Annotated in this window: 14 protein-coding genes; 3 read left to right on the top strand and 11 right to left on the bottom strand. The window is 40.7% G+C overall.

Annotated features, from left to right (window positions below; translation table 11 throughout):
- Positions 1 to 2: 2 nt before the first annotated feature.
- The 4 genes from JL001_RS11840 to JL001_RS11825 all read right to left on the bottom strand — a co-directional run bounded on the left by JL001_RS11840 (position 3) and on the right by JL001_RS11825 (position 5,159).
- Positions 3 to 1,013, bottom strand: coding sequence for a cache domain-containing protein (locus JL001_RS11840; RefSeq protein ID WP_200976277.1), 1,011 nt, complete (start codon positions 1,011 to 1,013; stop codon positions 3 to 5).
- A 27-nt stretch (positions 1,014 to 1,040) separates the two neighbouring features.
- Positions 1,041 to 1,280 (bottom strand): hypothetical protein, encoded by a 240-nt coding sequence (locus JL001_RS11835; RefSeq protein WP_200976276.1) that lies wholly within the window; start codon positions 1,278 to 1,280, stop codon positions 1,041 to 1,043.
- The gene (locus JL001_RS11830) at positions 1,277 to 1,690 is read right to left on the bottom strand and encodes an OsmC family protein (RefSeq protein WP_200976275.1); all 414 of its coding nucleotides are present in this window, start codon (positions 1,688 to 1,690) and stop codon (positions 1,277 to 1,279) included. Before JL001_RS11830 ends, JL001_RS11835 begins: the two co-directional genes overlap by 4 nt.
- 88 nt (positions 1,691 to 1,778) lie before the next feature.
- Positions 1,779 to 5,159 (bottom strand): methylmalonyl-CoA mutase family protein, encoded by a 3,381-nt coding sequence (locus tag JL001_RS11825; RefSeq protein ID WP_200976274.1) that lies wholly within the window; start codon positions 5,157 to 5,159, stop codon positions 1,779 to 1,781.
- Positions 5,160 to 5,467: 308 nt separating this feature from the next.
- Between JL001_RS11825 and JL001_RS11820 the strand changes: the two genes are divergently transcribed.
- The gene (locus JL001_RS11820; RefSeq protein ID WP_200976273.1) at positions 5,468 to 6,769 is read left to right on the top strand and encodes an acetyl-CoA hydrolase/transferase family protein; all 1,302 of its coding nucleotides are present in this window, start codon (positions 5,468 to 5,470) and stop codon (positions 6,767 to 6,769) included.
- Positions 6,770 to 6,779: 10 nt separating this feature from the next.
- Here JL001_RS11820 and JL001_RS11815 read toward each other — a convergent pair whose 3' ends face one another.
- The 6 genes from JL001_RS11815 to JL001_RS11790 all read right to left on the bottom strand — a co-directional run bounded on the left by JL001_RS11815 (position 6,780) and on the right by JL001_RS11790 (position 16,795).
- Positions 6,780 to 8,819, bottom strand: coding sequence for a heavy metal translocating P-type ATPase (locus tag JL001_RS11815; RefSeq protein WP_200976272.1), 2,040 nt, complete (start codon positions 8,817 to 8,819; stop codon positions 6,780 to 6,782).
- Between the two features lie 49 nt (positions 8,820 to 8,868).
- Entirely contained in the window at positions 8,869 to 9,420 is a 552-nt protein-coding gene (locus JL001_RS11810) for a DUF3347 domain-containing protein (protein WP_200976271.1), read from the bottom strand.
- 52 nt (positions 9,421 to 9,472) lie between these two features.
- Positions 9,473 to 11,194 (bottom strand): efflux RND transporter periplasmic adaptor subunit, encoded by a 1,722-nt coding sequence (locus JL001_RS11805; protein ID WP_200976270.1) that lies wholly within the window; start codon positions 11,192 to 11,194, stop codon positions 9,473 to 9,475.
- A gap of 10 nt (positions 11,195 to 11,204) precedes the next feature.
- Entirely contained in the window at positions 11,205 to 12,524 is a 1,320-nt protein-coding gene (locus tag JL001_RS11800; protein ID WP_200976269.1) for a TolC family protein, read from the bottom strand.
- Positions 12,525 to 12,526: 2 nt separating this feature from the next.
- Positions 12,527 to 16,312: an efflux RND transporter permease subunit gene (locus JL001_RS11795; protein ID WP_200976268.1), complete on the bottom strand. Its 3,786-nt coding sequence runs from the start codon at positions 16,310 to 16,312 to the stop codon at positions 12,527 to 12,529.
- Positions 16,313 to 16,408: 96 nt separating this feature from the next.
- Positions 16,409 to 16,795: a hypothetical protein gene (locus JL001_RS11790; RefSeq protein ID WP_200976267.1), complete on the bottom strand. Its 387-nt coding sequence runs from the start codon at positions 16,793 to 16,795 to the stop codon at positions 16,409 to 16,411.
- A gap of 84 nt (positions 16,796 to 16,879) precedes the next feature.
- Here JL001_RS11790 and JL001_RS11785 point away from each other — a divergent pair, with 84 nt between their 5' ends.
- The gene (locus JL001_RS11785) at positions 16,880 to 17,068 is read left to right on the top strand and encodes a CPXCG motif-containing cysteine-rich protein (RefSeq protein ID WP_200976266.1); all 189 of its coding nucleotides are present in this window, start codon (positions 16,880 to 16,882) and stop codon (positions 17,066 to 17,068) included.
- Positions 17,069 to 17,158: 90 nt separating this feature from the next.
- Entirely contained in the window at positions 17,159 to 17,680 is a 522-nt protein-coding gene (locus JL001_RS11780; protein ID WP_200976265.1) for a hypothetical protein, read from the top strand.
- A 9-nt stretch (positions 17,681 to 17,689) separates the two neighbouring features.
- Here the strand turns inward: JL001_RS11780 and JL001_RS11775 are convergent, their stop codons facing one another.
- Complete coding sequence (locus JL001_RS11775) at positions 17,690 to 18,553, bottom strand: SDR family oxidoreductase (RefSeq protein WP_200976264.1); 864 nt, start codon at positions 18,551 to 18,553, stop codon at positions 17,690 to 17,692.
- Positions 18,554 to 18,594: the final 41 nt, after the last annotated feature.

Genomic DNA, 18,594 nt, shown 5'->3' with positions numbered 1-18,594 from the left:
TCTCAATCTTTGATTTCTAAAACATACCAATTTAGAAGGTTCATTTGCCGACATAGGACTTGGTACTGTTTGGAAGAATAATCATCATTCACAATGTAATTGTTATCTTTTTCCAACAGGAACTTGGCGACCATTTTCCTTACCTCTTTGCTTTTAGATTTAAACAGATTATAATCCTCTTTTCTAAAATTATCGGCATTAATGGTTTGTACATAGGTATGGTTTTTCAAAGGAGGTAAGTTCAACACTTCTATAGCTGCAGACGTGCCTGCCACGATATTCCCTGAACCATCTATCAATAAGAACTTTCTCTCTTTATAACTTAAAAACCTTTGAATGATATCATTTACCGTAATGTCCAACCCAATCACTCCTTCTAATTCCTCATTAAAATAAACTGGATGAATTAATGAAAGAATCCACCCTCTTCCAGCCGGGTCTACATAAATATCCTCTACCCACTTACTTTTCTTCTCAGGATTTCTAACTTCATCAGCCATATAATAAAAGTTAAAAGAAGTTAGGTCCATTTCAGAATCAAACACGTTCAACACATCTAATGCTGGATAAATTCTACACATCTGCAATCTTGTGTTAAAATACACTTGAGAAACAAATGGTGAACTAGATTGAATTCTTGAAAACGCAGAATCTAGTTCTTCGGTATAGTATACTTGGTGATAAACACTATCTCTGTTAGGTGTGATGCTAGAAACAAAAACACTGCTTTCCCCTTCCTGGGACATTTCCCTGAAAATCACCCCATCTTTTGAAAGCTTGTATCGATCCATCTCTGCCTTCTCGACTAATTCGGCCTTGTGATCAAACAAACTTTCCGTATAAGACGCTAATCTTGCGATCTCATCTTCCAAAGGAGCTAAATCTGATTCCATAACCGATACGATGGAATCGAGCTCGATAAATTCACTTTGGTTTATCCTCATCGGCTCCTCTTCACAAGAGAAAGAAAAAGCCAACAAAACACAAATAACTATGAAAAAACTATATTTCATCCATGAATATTTAAATTACAAGTAAATTTAAATATTTTCAACTTGATTTCTAAGCGATTGGTGCATCTCATCAAATCTTTTCTGAATCTCTTCCAAAAAAGTATCAGAAAAAAAGACATCCAAATCACTCTCCTCTAAAATATCCATTTCGTTGACTTTAAAAGTCTGTTCTATCATTCCTTGCTCGTATTTCAATAAATACTTGTTGTTCCAAGAAAAGATAGATATTCGAATGTCTTTTTTGGTAAATTCTTTGATAATCCTCATACACTTCTAACTTCAGAACTATAAGTGATTTCTGAACTTAAGGAAGCAGACACAGAGCAATACTTATCCACGGATAATTTAACCACTTTAGCAAACTCTTCATCAGTAGCATCCGGAGACACCAAGGTGAATTTCATGTGAATTGATTTGTAAAAGGCGGGAACCCCATCATTTCTATCTCCTTCCGCCTCTACAATAAAATCCTCTACAGTTCTTCTCTTCTTTTTCATCATTAATACTGCATCCACAGAAGCACAGCTTGCTACAGCTGACAAAACAAGATCCATTGGTGATTGGTGTTGTTTTTTTTCTGGATCATACATATCAATCTGCACCTTATTACCTTGTGGATTTACGGCCTCATATTCATAATCAGCCTTCATTGTCACAGTCACATTTCTCTTTGCCATTTCGCGATATTTTAAAACAATATAATATATTTTATCAAATAAATTCCATTTACACCAAATACAGGTAAATAAAACACATTTATTTACTTTACATATTTCTTCTATACTGCCCTCCTACTTCATAAAGTGCCTTAGTAACCTGCCCTAAAGAACAATGTTTAGAAGCTTCCATCAACTGGTCGAATATGTTGCTATTTCTAACAGCTGCACCCTTCAAATCATTCAATAAATCTTCAGATAAGGACTTGTACTTTGTATGTAGGTTTTCTAATTCCTTGATTTGGGCTTCTTTTTCTTCTTGAGTAGCTCTGATTACTTCCCCAGGAATTACCGTCGGTGATCCCTCAGAAGACAGGAATGTATTCACTCCAATAATCGGGTACTCCCCAGTATGTTTAAGCATTTCGTAATGTAGACTCTCCTCTTGGATCTTTCCTCTTTGGTACATGGTTTCCATTGCACCTAAAACACCTCCACGTTCTGTGATTCGTTCAAATTCCGCATAAACAGCTTCTTCCACCAAATCAGTCAACTCTTCAATGATAAAAGCTCCTTGGGTTGGGTTTTCATTTTTGGCCAGCCCTAACTCCTTATTAATGATCAACTGGATGGCCATCGCCCTTCTCACTGAAGATTCTGTTGGCGTGGTGATCGCCTCATCATAAGCGTTTGTATGCAAAGAGTTACAATTATCATAGATGGCATAAAGTGCCTGAAGAGTAGTCCGAATATCATTGAAATCAATCTCCTGGGAGTGCAGAGACCTTCCAGAAGTCTGAATATGGTATTTCAACATTTGTGAACGCTCATTGGCTCCATATTTCAGCTTCATTGCTTTAGCCCAAATTCTCCTGGCCACTCTTCCAATAACAGCATATTCCGGATCAATTCCATTAGAGAAAAAGAAAGACAAGTTCGGCGCAAACTTATTGATATCCATTCCTCTGGAAACATAATATTCCACATAGGTAAATCCATTGGAAAGTGTCAAAGCCAACTGGGTAATAGGGTTGGCTCCTGCTTCAGCAATATGGTAACCGGAAATAGATACCGAATAGAAATTCCTAATGCCATTTTCAATAAAATACTGTTGCACGTCACCCATCAGCCTAAGAGAAAACTCCGTGGAGAATATACAGGTGTTTTGCGCTTGATCTTCTTTCAAAATATCTGCTTGAACCGTTCCTCTAACTTTGGTCAAGGTTTCAAACTTTATCTTTTCATAAACCTCTTTAGGCAACACCTGATCTCCCGTAACTCCCAAAAGCATCAAACCTAAACCATTATGCCCCTCTGGAATCTCGGCATTATAAACGGGTCTCTCCACGCCCTTTTCACTGTAAACCTCTTCTATTTTTTGATTTACTTCTTCTTCCAGTCCGTTATCAGAAATATAAAGTTCACATTGCTGGTCTATGGCTGCATTCATAAAAAACGCAGTCATCGTAGCCGCAGGACCATTAATGGTCATCGAAACGGAAGTCATTGGATCAGCCAGGTTAAAGCCTGAGTAAAGCTTTTTCATATCATCCAAGCAGCAGATATTCACCCCAGAATTACCAATCTTACCATAAATATCTGGTCGATAACCAGGATCTTCACCATATAAAGTAACCGAATCAAAAGCCGTTGATAGCCGCTTGGCTGGCATCTCTTTGGACACGTAATGAAAGCGCTTGTTTGTTCGTTCTGGTCCCCCTTCACCTGCGAACATTCTGGTTGGGTCTTCACCTTCTCTTTTAAAAGGAAATACACCTGCAGTATATGGGAATTCTCCAGGTACATTTTCAGTAAGTCCCCATTTGAGAAGGTCTCCCCATCCCTCATATTTTGGAAGGGCCACTTTGGGTACACGGCTTCCTGACAGCGACTCCGAAAATGTTTTTATCTTTAGTTCTTTGTCACGAACCTTAAAAGTGAAAAAGTCCTGTTGATATTGCTTCACCTTTTCTGGCCAAGTTTCCAGCCATTTTTTGTTTTTTGGATCTAAGTCAAGACTGATTTCATCAAATGCCTTTTCCAGACCTTTTACAACGGCTTTTTTATCCACCACTTCACAGCTTTCTAAAGCTGCTATTGACTTTTTAATACTATAAACTTGCTGGGCTATTTCGCTTTGAGAAATGACCCATTGGTCGTAATTCCTGTTATTTTCCACGATTTCAGACAAATATCTGGTTCTACCTGGAGGAATGATGAATACTTTTTCTGACGATCTGTTCTCCATATTTTCCGGTAAACTAAAATCACCAGAAGTCTTAGCTGTCAGTGCCCTCATGATTTCAGCATACAGCTGATTCATCCCAGGATCATTGAATTGGGAAGCAATGGTCCCATAAACAGGGAGTTCATCTTCTTTGGCATCCCACAATCCATTATTTCTGACATACTGTTTTTTGACATCCCTTAGCGCATCCAAAGCGCCTCGTTTATCGAACTTATTTAGTGCAATCACATCTGCAAAGTCGAGCATATCGATCTTCTCAAGCTGTGTAGCAGCTCCATATTCTGGGGTCATTACGTAAAGCGAGAGATCAGCATGTTCCGTAATTTCTGTATCAGATTGCCCAATGCCCGACGTTTCTAAAATCACCAAATCAAACCCGGCCACTTTTGCTATGTCCACTGCATCCTTCACATGTTTTGACAAGGCTAAATTGGCTTGACGTGTAGCTAGTGAACGCATATAGACCCTGGCATCATTGATAGAATTCATCCTGATTCTGTCTCCCAAAAGAGCTCCTCCTGTCTTCCTTTTTGAAGGATCTACAGAAATAATCGCCAAGTGTTTTCCCTCAAAATCTCTTAGAAACCTTCTGGCCAGTTCATCAACCAAAGATGATTTTCCAGCTCCACCTGTTCCTGTTATTCCTAGAACTGGCACCTTTATTTTTGAGGCCTGGCTCCTAATTTGCTCCAAATATTCTTCATTTTCAGATGGAAAGTTTTCCGCAGCCGAAATCAACCTTGCTAAGCCTTGAGGGCAATCTTTATCGGGATTAACATGCCCTCTGAGTTCCTCACCCAATGGAAAATCCGCCTTTTCGACCAAGTTATTGATCATTCCTTGCAAGCCCATCGCTCTACCATCATCTGGCGAATAAATTCGGCTAATCCCATATTCATGGAGTTCTGAAATTTCCTCCGGCAAAATAGTGCCGCCTCCACCACCAAAAATTTTAATGTGACTTGCACCTTTTTCTTTCAAAAGGTCATACATGTATTTAAAAAACTCTATATGTCCTCCTTGGTAGGATGTGATGGCTATAGCCTGGACATCCTCTTGAATAGCACAATCGACAATTTCTTGGACAGACCTGTTATGTCCCAAATGAATCACCTCACAACCTATGGATTGGATGATTCTCCTCATGATATTAATCGCTGCATCATGCCCATCAAATAAGGAAGCTGCAGTTACAATTCGTACGTGATTTTTGGGTTTATATTTTTTTACTTCAGCAATCATAAATGGATTGGTTTTACTTTTTGGAAAAGCCCTACTTGCAACTTTTCCTTATTCACACCTTTGGGTGGAAACATTACTTTTTTTCAACTGCGAATATAGCAAAATTAAGCCACTATCCCCTTGTAGATATTCTTCCTTAATCGAAACATAATTTGGTTTACTTTAAATTTTCCGTGAAAAACATCACCCATTAAAATGACATTTGTCAAACTTTTTAAGTCAAAATCTTTCTTTTTTTGGAGAAAGAAAAGATTACATTCTATCTTGATAAGACATTGGAATCAAACTACTTAAAAACTAATCCAATCATGAGCACTAACGTTAATTTTTGCACTCCTGAGGAAGCCGTTAAAGAAATCAAAAGTAATGACAGGGTGTTTGTACATGGAAGTGCAGCCACTCCAGCCACTTTACTTCGTGCCCTAGCCAAAAGGCACGAGGAACTGAGCAATGTCGAAATTGTTTCGATCACCACGCTTGGACCAATGCCCCTCACAGAAACGCCCTACAATAAAAGCTTTTATATCAACTCTCTTTTTGTTTCAGCCAACGTACGAAGTGCTGTAAATTCAAGTCATGGAGGGTATGTCCCCATATTCTTAAGTGAAATAGGAATTCTCTTTAGAAGAAACATATTACCCTTGGATGTGGCCATAGTCCATGTCTCTCCTCCAGATACTCATGGTTATTGCTCCTTGGGCGTATCGGTTGACGTCGCTAAGCCCGCGATAGAAACTGCCAAATTGCTAATCGCCCAGGTCAATCCCAACATGCCCAGATCACATGGAGATGGGATGGTGCATATTAGTCAATTTAAATACGTCGTCGAATCCAATGACCCTTTGCCAGAAGTAGATTATAGTGAGAAAATTGGCAGCAACGAACTCCAAATAGGACAACATATCTCTGAACTGATAGAAGATGGCTCAACTTTACAAATGGGAATTGGAGGCATCCCAGATGCAGTATTGAATGCTTTACACCACCATAAGGATTTGGGCATTCATACTGAAATGTTTTCTAATGGTGTGATGGGACTCATGGACAGCGGTGCGCTTACCAATAAATATAAAGCCAAGCACCCCGGAAAAATCGTCACTTCTTTCGCTGTAGGCAACAGAAAACTTTATGACCGCATCAATGACAATCCTATCATTTCATTCCATGAAGCTGCCTATGTGAATGACACAGCTGTAATCAGAAGAAATCCTAAGGTAATCTCCATCAATTCCTGCTTGGAAATGGATTTAACCGGGCAAGTGTGTGCCGATTCCATTGGCAGCTACCACTATTCTGGTGTAGGTGGCCAAATGGACTTTATGCGCGGAGCAGCCTTGTCAGAAGGAGGAAAGCCTATAATGGCTCTCAGCGCAACCACAAAAAAAGGGCTTCCTAAGATTGTACCATTTTTAAAGCAGGGTGCGGGAGTAGTGACTACTCGGGCACACATGCACTATGTGGTCACGGAGTTTGGTGTAGCCTATCTGTATGGTAAAAACCTTCGTCAAAGGGCCATTGCCTTAATGAAGATCTCCGCTCCAGAACACCGGGAAGAATTGGAAAAAGCCATCATTAAAAGGTTTGGTTCAGATATCCACCCTGTTTCTTGATGTTTTTGTTTTAGCTCTCTTTCAGCTGTTTTTTTAACAGTTGTGCATTGAGCGCCACTATGATTGTACTGAGACTCATTAGCACCGCCCCTAAGGCAGGACTGATAACTAAATTAGGAATAAACCCTGTAGCAAGGGGAAGGGCAATGGCATTGTAAGCTGTTGCCCAAAAGAGGTTCTGAACCATCTTCTTGTAAGTGGCCTTTCCAAAAATGATCAAGGCTGAAATATCGGTAGGCTCACTGTTTACCAATACAATATCGGCTGTTTCTGCTGCTACATCTGTTCCTGAGCCCACCGCTATACCTATATCTGCCTGAGCTAGTGCTGGCGCATCATTGACTCCGTCCCCTGTCATAGCTACAACTTCACCATTACTTTGGGCCTTTTTGATAATTTCCTGCTTATCTTCTGGCCTGACCTCTGCATGGTATTCATCCAAACTCAATTCATCGCTGACCGCTTTGGCTGCCTTTTCATTATCTCCCGTCGCCATGACTACTTTTATATGTTCCTTTTTCAAGGTTTCAATAGCTTTTTGTGACGAGGACCTTACTTTATCTGCTAAAGCCAAATAGCCGACCACTACTTGATCAACAATTACAAAAACAACTGTTTCCTGTCCACTTTCTTCCAAATTCTTTGGGAGCTCAAAGTCATTTTTCTTTAAATACCCTGGGCTGACAATACTCACCTTTTTTTCTCCAATATTTGCCTTTACCCCTTCTCCAGTAATATTTTCATAATCTTCTACCGACTCAAGTTCCAAGCCCTCTTCCTTGACCTTTTTCATGATCCCGTTAGCAATGGGATGTTCAGATTTGCTTTCTATGGCACCTGCTATTTTCAAAAGCTCCATCTCATCATATTGGTCTGATAGGCTCTTTATTTTCTGAACGCCAAAGTCTCCTTCCGTCAGGGTTCCTGTCTTATCAAAAATGATCATGCTCAACTTCCTTGTCTTTTCAAAAGCAGTCCTATTTCGGATTAGCAACCCTTTTCTAGCGGAAGCAGATGTCGAAATAGCCGTCACCAAGGGAATAGCAAGGCCTAATGCATGGGGGCAAGCAATAATCATCACTGTTACCATCCTCTCCAATGCAAAATCAAATGATTTTCCCATCACCAACCACACTACCAAAGTAATGACACCTGCTGCCAGGGAAATATAAAAAAGCCAACCTGCAGCCTTATCTGCTAAATTCTGTGTCTTTGATTTGGTCTCCTGAGCACCCTTTACCATGTGGATCACCTTGGATAAATAAGCCTCCTCACCGATATGTTTCACTTCGATCTTAAGAGAACCTCTTTCATTTATAGCCCCACCAACTACCTCATCGCCCTTTGATTTTTTGACAGGCTTGGATTCTCCTGTCAACATGGACTCATTGACATGACTGTTACCCTCCATCACCTTACCATCTGCGGGAACCTTTTCTCCCGGTTTGATAAGCAGTACATCTCCGGCCTGCAAATCAGCTACCTTTACCTCCTCAGTATCTTCACCGTTTGTAATCCGATGTGCTGTAGAAGGCATTAATTTAGCCAACTCATCCAATGCACCTGAAGCTCCCATTACAGACTTCATTTCTATCCAATGCCCCAAGAGCATTAGGTCAATCAGAGTCGCCAATTCCCAAAAAAAACCTTTTCCTTCTAACCCAAAAACTATTGCCGAACTATATCCATAAGCCACAGTAATTGCCAAGGCAATCAAGGTCATCATGGCCGGGTTTCCCTTTTTGATTTCCTTAACCAGCCCCTTTAAAAATGGCCAACCTCCATAGAAATAAATACCACTGGCCAATGCAAAAAGAACATACCGATCTCCTTCAAAGGAAATCTCAAACCCCAACCATTCCTGAATCATCTTGGAAAGCAAAAGAATGGGGATAGTTAATACCATCGATACCCAAAACCTCTTCTTGAAATCTGCTAGCATGTGTCCGTGATGACCTTCATGCCCAGCGTGTCCCCCATTTTCCTTCTGGTTATCATGATTATTTCCTTCGTGATGATGATGGTGATGATCATGCTGTTGATGTTCCATAAAAGTTGAGTTTATAGATTATAAAATAATTTCAATAAAAAAGGTGAGCTTAAAGCTCACCCATTACCTTTTCTACCCTTCCACATTTTAGCATTTTGTCTCCAAAATAGGGATTTCTGATACCTTCCTGATCAGAAAGCCAATACCCTCCTTTATTATTAAATGCCATTGGGCAATATTGCTTGTATACTGCTCCAGAGGTCAACTGTCCCTCAACGGCTTCTTCAACTGCCGCACTAAGATCTGCAAAAGCTGCCCTTTGCTCTTTGATATCTGAGGTTTCGGAGATGCTTTTAGCGGCTGCAGAAATTTCTGCTGATCCATCTGCTTCTCCTATGCTAGCAACAATCATTTTTGCTCCATTGGCTGCCTCATCCGCATCACTGTTGACCAATGCTGTTTTTACATGAATGTAGTGTTGGAAAATTTCTCCAGCTTTTTCTTCTTTAAAACTGATGTTGTTAGCAACAACCTCTTCAGTTGCTTTTTCCTCCATTTCATGTTCATGCCCGTGATTTCCTTCGTGTTTTTTCTCTCCACATCCTGCTAAAAGCAGCATTGAAACTGCCAGCGCTGTTCCTAATAAACTTAGTTTTTTCATGTTATTTGAATTAATGTATTTGATGAAATGATTACTGTTTTTAATTATTATTCTATTCTTGGTTTTTTCTATAGGCTTTCTTTACTTCTCCACAGCCCAACATGGATGAGCCAAAGTAAGGGTTTTTAATTTCCGCAAATTCACTGAGCCAAAAGGCCCCTTGATCGTTTTTGGCCATAGGACAGTGGCTCTTATAAACCACTTCTTTATGAGTACCAAAAGTTTCTACCAGCTCAATAAACTTATTGGAAAGTATCACAAATTGATTCCTTTCTTCTTCAATATCCAAACCTGAGCTAATCTTCAAGGCAGACTGGACAATTGCGTTTTTCAAATCTTTCCATTTCACAGTGGCTTCTTGACTGAGCTCTTGGCCCTCAATTTCTTTAATTTCTTCCACCAAAACTTTAGCCTGCTGCTGTGCCGACTGATCTGATACCAATTGGTTTTTCAAAGCCAAGTAAGCATCCAAAGCCCCATCCAGTTTGAACAAAAATCGATCATCCACTTTAAGGTTTTGACTTTCTGGATGAGACATCATACTGTACTTACCACTTAATTGTGCCGCACCATCAACTGCAAAAACACCATTGGTTACGATTTTATCTCCAATTTCCAAGCCACTTTTAATCGACTGCCTATTTCCTGAAGCAGGTCCTAGGGTCACTACCACCATTTCAAAAGCTGGCTTCTCACTACTCCCAACTTGCCTATAAACCACAGATCGCTCTCCTGTCCACAATATAGCTGAAGATGGAATCATGACTTCAGATGGAGAGCCATTTTCGCCATTCGAAGAAGAAACTGTCGCTGTAACCAGCATTTCTGGCTTCAAAAGACCATCTGAATTATTCACCTCAGCCCTCACTTTGACGCTCCTGCTATCAGCACCAAGAACTGGGTCAATAAAACTCACTTTGGCCTTAAAATCTTGATTGGGAAGTGCATTTACCTTAAAATTGATCAAGTCTCCTTTTTCTATGCTTCCTATATTATTCTCATAGGCATCCAACATGATCCAAACCTTACTCAAATCTATGATTTCAAAAAGCACTTGCCCCTTTTCAACATAATCCCCAACAGCGACATTCCTGTTGCTTACCACTCCAGAAGAACTTGCAAAAATATCAAAATGAGTCCGATAATCCCCTTGCATTTCCATTTGCTCAATTTGGCTATCTGTTAGTTGCCAATGCCTGAGTTTTTGTTTGGCCGCTTCATAAAGTTCGGGACTGATATCCTTCGATTTTTTTGCTTCTATCAATTCTTGATTAGCAGTAATTAATGCAGGGGAATAAATCCGGGCCAACCGCTCTCCCCTTTTTACTTCTTGCCCTGTAAAAGCCACAAACAACTCATCTACTCTGCCGGAGAAGTTTGCCGAAACAGAAGATATCCTTCTTTCATCTGCTTCCACCTTGCCATTGAGGTCAGTAGAAAAACCGCCCTCTCCTCCACTTACAGTGGTTGTTGATATATTTGCTAAAGCAACTGCTTCTGAGCTCATTTGCAGCACATAAGGACTGTCCAGATCAGCGTTTTTATTCACACTCGAAACAGGAACCAAATCCATTCCGCAAATAGGGCATTTACCAGGCTCATCCTGTCTTATCTGAGGGTGCATCGAACAAGTAAATACGGATGACTCAGAAACATGCTCATGTTCCAGTTCTTCTTTTGGGGCACTCTTTTTTTCTGTGATTGCCCAGCCAATAATTGCACCCATTAAAAAGGCTCCGGAAATCGCTATAATGATTTGTTTTCTATTATTCATGACATTCTTCTTAAAGCCTTCTAGACATTAACATTTCCAACTCAGCGATAGCTGTCAACTTTCTCACCGACTCCTCTGCCACTTTCATCTCAAACTCTAATAGTTGTCTCTGAACGGTGATAACATCCTCAAAACTCCCTTCCGAACTACTGTATTCTGTAAGGAGCAATTCCAAGCTTCTTTCAAGCAAGCTGACCTGATCGTGATAAAGCTTCTTATTTCTCTCTGCCTTATGGATTTCGTTAAACAACTCATCTGACTTCAATTTCAATGAATTGTAGAGATCTTCCTTCTCATAGGCAGTTACTTCTCTGTACTTTTCCGATTCTCTTTTAGCAGCAGCATATTGCTTTCTGTAAATGGGAAGAGAAACAGAAACCATTGGCATGACCATATTGTGTCCCATGCCACCTGGTCGATAACCCGTTGCACTGGAAACATCCCCACTCGGTAACCTTGGACTGTTGACCATATAGCTAAGTCCTAAACCAAAGCTTGGCATTCCTGCTTTTTGAGCCACCTCGCCCTGCTTTTGATAAGCAAGGCCCTCTACTTCAAGTTTTTTCATTTGAGGGCTTGCATGTAAGATACTGTCCAAAACCAACTCCTTGTTAAGCAGTAATTCATTCTCCAAAAAAGTCGAATCAAGATGCACAGGAGTTTCTTCCGCGCAATTGAGAATGGAATTGAACCTGACTTTTTCAAGCTTGACATCATCCTCTAATTGTATAATCAAAGCTTCCATTTCCTTTACATTACTCTGAACGCGAAGAACATCAGCCATCCTTCCTTTGCTTGGCTCTCCTCCTTTGAATTTATTCAATGCCAGACGCTCCAAAATTTTGAGCAGCTGTACATTCTTTCCGGCAATCATTTGATGATGATGCAGCATGAACACTTTGTAATAGGATTTCTTGACATCAAAAAACAATGCATACTTAGTCATTTCAAATTCTTGAAACTTGGCTTGAGCCATCAAGCTGGCCTGATCCTTACTCGCTTGTAATGAACCAAACCAAGGAAAACGCTGCATGATGGAAGCATTCATTTTTTGATCTCCCATCAGCGTTGCCATGTCCTGAAGGTAAATCCCAAAACTTAACTCTGGATTAGGCAAAGCCCCTTCTTGTGAGATTCTTTCCAAGCTGGCCTCATATGTAGCATAGCTGGCCTTTAGCGCAGGGTTATTCTCTGCAGCTATTTGCAAATAATCATCAAGGCTTTGTCCCTGTAATGGTAAGCTGCTTAACAGTAAAATCAGTACCAAGCCCAGCTGCACTCTAAAGAGACAGGTGGGCTTACCTAAAATATATTTTCTAAACCCAATCATATCTATTTGGTTTTAAGGGTTGTTTTAATAGCAATTTCTTTCGCCACCTTTCTCTCCTCCCACCAACAATACAGCACTGGCACAATAAATAGGGAAATCAAGGCAACCACCATTCCACCAAATGAAGGAATGGCCATTGGAATCATGATATCAGCTCCCCTCCCTGATGAAGTCAGCACAGGCAATAAGGCCAATAAGGTAGTGGCAGAAGTCATCAAACACGGCCTGATCCTCCTTAACCCTGCTTCCTTAACCGCCTCTCGTACTTGCGTAATGGACGTGGTTTTGTTTTGGCTAAAACTCTGTTTAAGATAAGTGGCCATTACCACACCATCATCTGTAGCAATGCCAAACAAGGCAATAAAGCCAACCCACACTGCCACACTCAAATTATACTGTTCCATTTGAAACAAACCCCTCATAGGAGTTCCAAAGAGGCTAAAATCAAAGAACCAACTTTGTCCATAGAGCCAGAGCATGATAAAACCTCCTGAAAAGGCCAATGCAATGGCCGAAAAGATAAATAGCGTAGTAGAAATAGACCTAAATTGAAAGTATAGGATGAGGAAAATGACCATCAAACACAAGGGTATAACAATGGAAAGTCGCTTTTCTGCCCTGACTTGATTCTCATAGGAACCAGAAAACTTATAGCTGACACCTGATGGCACTTTCAGTTCTCCTTTTTCAATTTTTCCGTTGAGATAATTAATAGCATTTTCTACTACTGTCACTTCAGAAATTCCTTCCAGCTTATCCAAAAGAACATACCCCACCAAAAAAGAGTCCTCACTTCGAATCATCATTGGCCCAGGCCGATAAGTGATCTCTGCTACTTCACTAATTGGAATTTGACTACCAGAAGAAGTACTTATTAACAATTGCCTAATTGCTTCAGGGTCATTCCTGAAGTCACGAGCATACCTTGCCCGAATGCCATATCGTTCCCTTCCCTCTACCGTAGTGGTTAGCCTTACCCCTCCGAGAGCAGCCTCAATAGTTTCCTGAACATCCCCGACGTTCATCCCATAGCGTGCAATTTCATTTCTGTCCAAATCAAGCTCCAAGTAAGGCTTTCCCAGAGACCGGTCTGCAAATACAGAGGACGGTTTTACTCCTGGTACATCTTTTAAGAGCTCTTCCAGTTTAAAGCTAAAACTCTCGATGGTTTTCAAATCAGGGCCAAACACTTTAATGCCTATTGGCGCTCTCATTCCTGTCTGTAACATCAAAAGTCTGGTTTCAATAGGTTGCAATTTGGGTGCGGAAGTCACCCCAGGCAGGTTGGCCGCTTTGGTTATTTCTGTCCATATATCATCAGGACTTTGGATATGATCCCTCCATTGCCTGAAATATTCTCCATTTTCATCCAATATCAAATCCCCAAATTCATCACGCGCAAACTCTCCTTCTGAATTCACTTGGAATCTCAACTTCCTTCCATTTACATCAGTTTTAAATTCTGGTTTATAGATGATCACATTTTCAAACATAGACATCGGAGCAGGATCCAAAGCGGTTTCAGCCCGGCCTGCTTTACCCACAACAGAGGAAACCTCCGGGATGGAAGCCACCAGCAAATCCAGTTGCTGTAACGTTTTATGGTTTGCTTCCACACCGGCATGCGGCATTGAGGTAGGCATCAACAAAAATGATCCTTCATCCAAGGCCGGCATAAACTCCTTCTCCATTCCAGGAAATGTATGGACCAATTGACTGTACACTTCTGTCTTGCGGATATTCCACCCGACTTGATCCAAACCACCTGCTAACCAACCAAACAAATTCCCAAATCCAACCCATACATTTAAACCAAATGCAATCAATACAATAGGCAAGACCAAAAACTTCCCCTTATTTGCCAAACACCACTCCAAAAGGAATTCATAATACCTAATAAAAAGCCTGAAAATCCCTAAAACCAAGCCTATTACCAAAGCAACGAATAAGAAGTTGGTAAGGGCACTAACTGCCGCTCCCAGTGGATGCCAAGTAGTAGCTAGCAACCATGAAACAGCTATTACAGCAATGATCACCAAAGTAGGTGTATGATAATTTTGGTATTTCTTTGGATAGTAATAAAGTAAAAGATTATTACTGCCAACAGCCAAAAAAACCAAACCTGCCAAAGGCAGCCAAAACAGGCTGACAGCACCTATTGCAACCAAAATAATATTGCCCCATTTTTTCCAAAAGCCTCCCTTTTCCCTGATACCAAATACCCAATGCGAAAATGCCGGCATGATCAGTAAAGTAAACAGCAAGGCAGAAACCAAAGCAAAGGTTTTGGTATATGCCAATGGACCAAACAACTTTCCTTCTGCAGCCTGCAAAGTAAATACAGGTAGAAAACTCACAATAGTCGTGGCTACTGCTGTCAAAATAGCGGAAGCAACTTCTGAAGTGGCCTGATAAACAGTACGAATCAGCTTCTCTCCCTTAGGAGCTTCCTGCAGGTGCTTTAATATATTTTCATTGAGAATAATTCCCAAATCTACCATTGTCCCAATAGCAATGGCAATACCGGACAAGGCTACAATATTGGCATCTACTCGCAGATATTTCATAAAAATAAAACAGGTCAATACAGCCAAGGGCAATAGTGCTGAAATCAAAAGTGAAGCCCTAAGGTTGTACACCATAACCATAATGACGACAATGGTCATCAAAATCTGTAAAACAATGGCGTCGTTCAAAGTACCCAAGGTTTCCAAAATCAAGTTAGAACGATCATAAAAAGGAACGATGGTTACTTTGGAAATCCTTCCATCCTCTAATTGCTTTTCCGGTAAACCTGCACTGATCTCTTTAATTTTTTCCTTTACGTTTTGAATCACAGCCATCGGATTATCTCCATATCGGGCCACCACAACCCCACCAACAGCTTCTGCTCCACTTTTGTCCAACAAGCCCTTCATGGACCGATCTGCAGGACCAATACTTACCTTGGCGATATCCTTTATTCGTAAAGGCACATTATCGGAGACACGAACCACCGTTTCTTCAATGTCATCTATGTTTTCCACATACCCTAGGCCGCGCACATAATATTCCACTTGGTTAATCTCCAAGGTATTGGCTCCAATCTCCTGATTGGTCGATTTTAAGGCATCCCTTACTTGCATCATCGAAACCTTATTGGCTTTCATGGCATTGGGATCCAGGTCAACTTGATATTCCTTTTCCATACCGCCCACAGAAGCAACTTCCGCTACTCCTTCTACTCCTGCCAGACCATATCGAACATAATAATCTTGGACCGTTCTCAGTTCATGTAGGTCCCAGCCTCCAATAGGCTTTCCGTTTTCATCCCTTCCCTCAAGGGTATACCAATAGACCTGCCCCAAGGCTGTCGCATCAGGTCCTAGTTTAGGCTGTACATTTGAAGGAAGTAAGTTTGCAGGTAATGAGTTGAGTTTTTCTAGGATCCTCGATCTGCTCCAGTAATAATCTACATCATCCTTGAAAATGATATAGATACTGGAAATCCCAAACATAGATGTTGAACGGATGGATTTTACTCCCGGTAGCCCCAAAAGTGAAGTAGTCAGCGGATAAGTCACTTGATCTTCCACATCTTGGGGAGATTGTCCCATCCACTCTGTAAAAACAATCTGTTGGTTTTCACCAATATCAGGAATAGCATCAACAGGCACTGGATCTTTTGGCAGAAATCCAACCTTCCATTGAAACGGCACCACTACAAGTCCCCAAACCACCAGAACAGAGAGTAACAATACCGTCACCAACTTATTCTCCAGAAAGAATTTGATAATCGCATTAAGCATAGCTTTATTGAAATGCTGAGTAAGTGATAAAAAGAAATAACTTAAGGAATGGACATAGAAGTCCTGTGCTCTAGGATCAAGAGCAGAAAAAAAATGCTAAATCAAAAATCTTTGGAATTGAATATGGATGGGAATAGTACTACTCAGTACCTTATCAGGTACGAAAGTAGTTGGCAGTTGATAGCCCTGTTGAGAAATACATACCAGTATTTCCGAAAGAAGGTGCGGGACAGGAAGAGCTGTTATGTTGAAAAAGTCAAACCCTAAAGGTTTGGCATTGCTTTGATCGGTATTTTGCAAATCCGTTTTGGGAACATCATCGCAACACCCAGGCATCTCCTTTTCATTCTCACAGCAAGTCTTCTCTTCCGCAAATAAGTTTATGCGCTCCAGCGTATCTCCACAATAGTGCATGGAATAACTCAAACCTGCATTAAAACACAGGTAAATTATCAGCAGCGATATTTGGATTAGCTTGCGCATTTTATTTTTCTAATAACAAAGATAAAAAAGCTTTGTGAGTATAAGTTATATAATTTTTGTAATTTTTAAACAAACGCACTTCCCATGCTTACACAAGAATACCATTTTACTTGTCCCTATTGCTTTTCTCCCATTTCCATGATATTGGACTTGAGTGTCAGTCCCCAAAAGTACATTGAAGACTGTGAAGTGTGCTGCCAACCAATAGAGGTCGATTTTGAAGCAAGAGAAGGAGAAATTACGAATATCACAACAAGACCCATTGATCAGTGACAATAATAAACTAAAAACTATTTATTTTTACTAAACTTGTATTTAATCATTTTAGCTTTTACTTTTGCCCCTACCTAAGCTATCTTTCTAATGATCAGAACGTTATCAACACTCACTCTTATCTTTATCCTAGCGACTGTTTCAAAAGCTCAATCTATTATAGGTATTGAAACTGCTTCACAAGAGTACGCTAACGCCAACCTGACAGAGGATTATGAAACGCTGATCAAATATACCTACCCTTTTGTATTGGAAAAGTCTGGAGGAAAGGAAGGACTGAAAAAAGCCCTTTCTGACATGTACGACCTTCAGAAAATAAGAGGCATGAAAATGGAAAGCTTTGAAATGGGGGCTCCCTTAAAACTTACCCATGCATCAGGTGAAGTACATGCCATTATTCCTGTTACTTCCAAAATGAAAGTCCCTGGTGGTGAATTGATCACTCATATAACTTTAATCGCTGTCTCCAAAGAGTCTAGCGACCAATGGTATTTTATAGAAGCATCCAACTTAGACCCTAAGCTCATCCACAATTACCTCCCAACCTGGGATTACACCTTAGGGCTAAATTTTGAAAGCTCAAAGCAGTTTATTTCGAATAAAACCAATTGATCTGACCAATCACTTTCTCATTTTTTGGAGATTGTCCCAAAACTCTTGTGGCATTTTCTCCAAATGATTGAACTCTCCGGCACCTTGAAGCCATTCCCCCCCATCGATGGTGATGACTTCTCCATTAATGTAAGCTGAAAAATCAGAAACTAAATAAGCTGCCAAGTTGGCCAGTTCTTGATGCTCTCCCACACGTTTTAGAGGTATTTTCTTCGCTGGATCGAATTCTTTGACCAGATCAGGAGGCAACAACCTACTCCATGCTCCTTCGGTTGGAAATGGTCCAGGAGCAATCGCATTGGAGCGGATTTTATACTTTGCCCATTCCACGGCCAGTGACCTGGTCATCGCCAAAACACCTGCTTTGGCAGCTGCACTGGGAACTACATAACCCGAACCTGTCCAAGCATAAGTGGTCACCACATTCAGAAATGTCCCTGGCTCCTGAGATTGGATCCAATGTTTTCCTGCTGTCATGGTCATATTGACACTTCCTTTCAAAACAATATCCAAAACGGTATGGAAGGCATTTGCAGAAAGTCTCTCTGTGGGGCTTATAAAGTTTCCAGCAGCATTATTTACCACCGCATCTATTTTCCCAAACTGCTCAATTGATGCTGCAAACATCTTTTCCACCTGGTCAACCTCTCTCACATCACAGGCAATTGGGAAAACCTGTCCACCTGTCTCCTGTTCCAGATCCAAAGCAGCTTTTTCTAATACTTCAATCTTCCTACTAGTTATAATCAGGCTCGCTCCCAACTCCAAAAAATATTTACCCATAGATCTTCCGAGGCCAGTACCTCCACCAGTGATGAGTATTGTCTTTCCTTTTAGGGCTCCTGCTTTCAGCATTCCTTCCGTATAGTTCATGTGTAAGGGGTTATTGTTGATTGATCATAAATCAATATACC

The organism is Echinicola sp. 20G (assembly GCF_015533855.1).
GTDB lineage: Bacteria > Bacteroidota > Bacteroidia > Cytophagales > Cyclobacteriaceae > Echinicola.
This window is presented reverse-complemented; position numbering and strand designations above follow the sequence as displayed.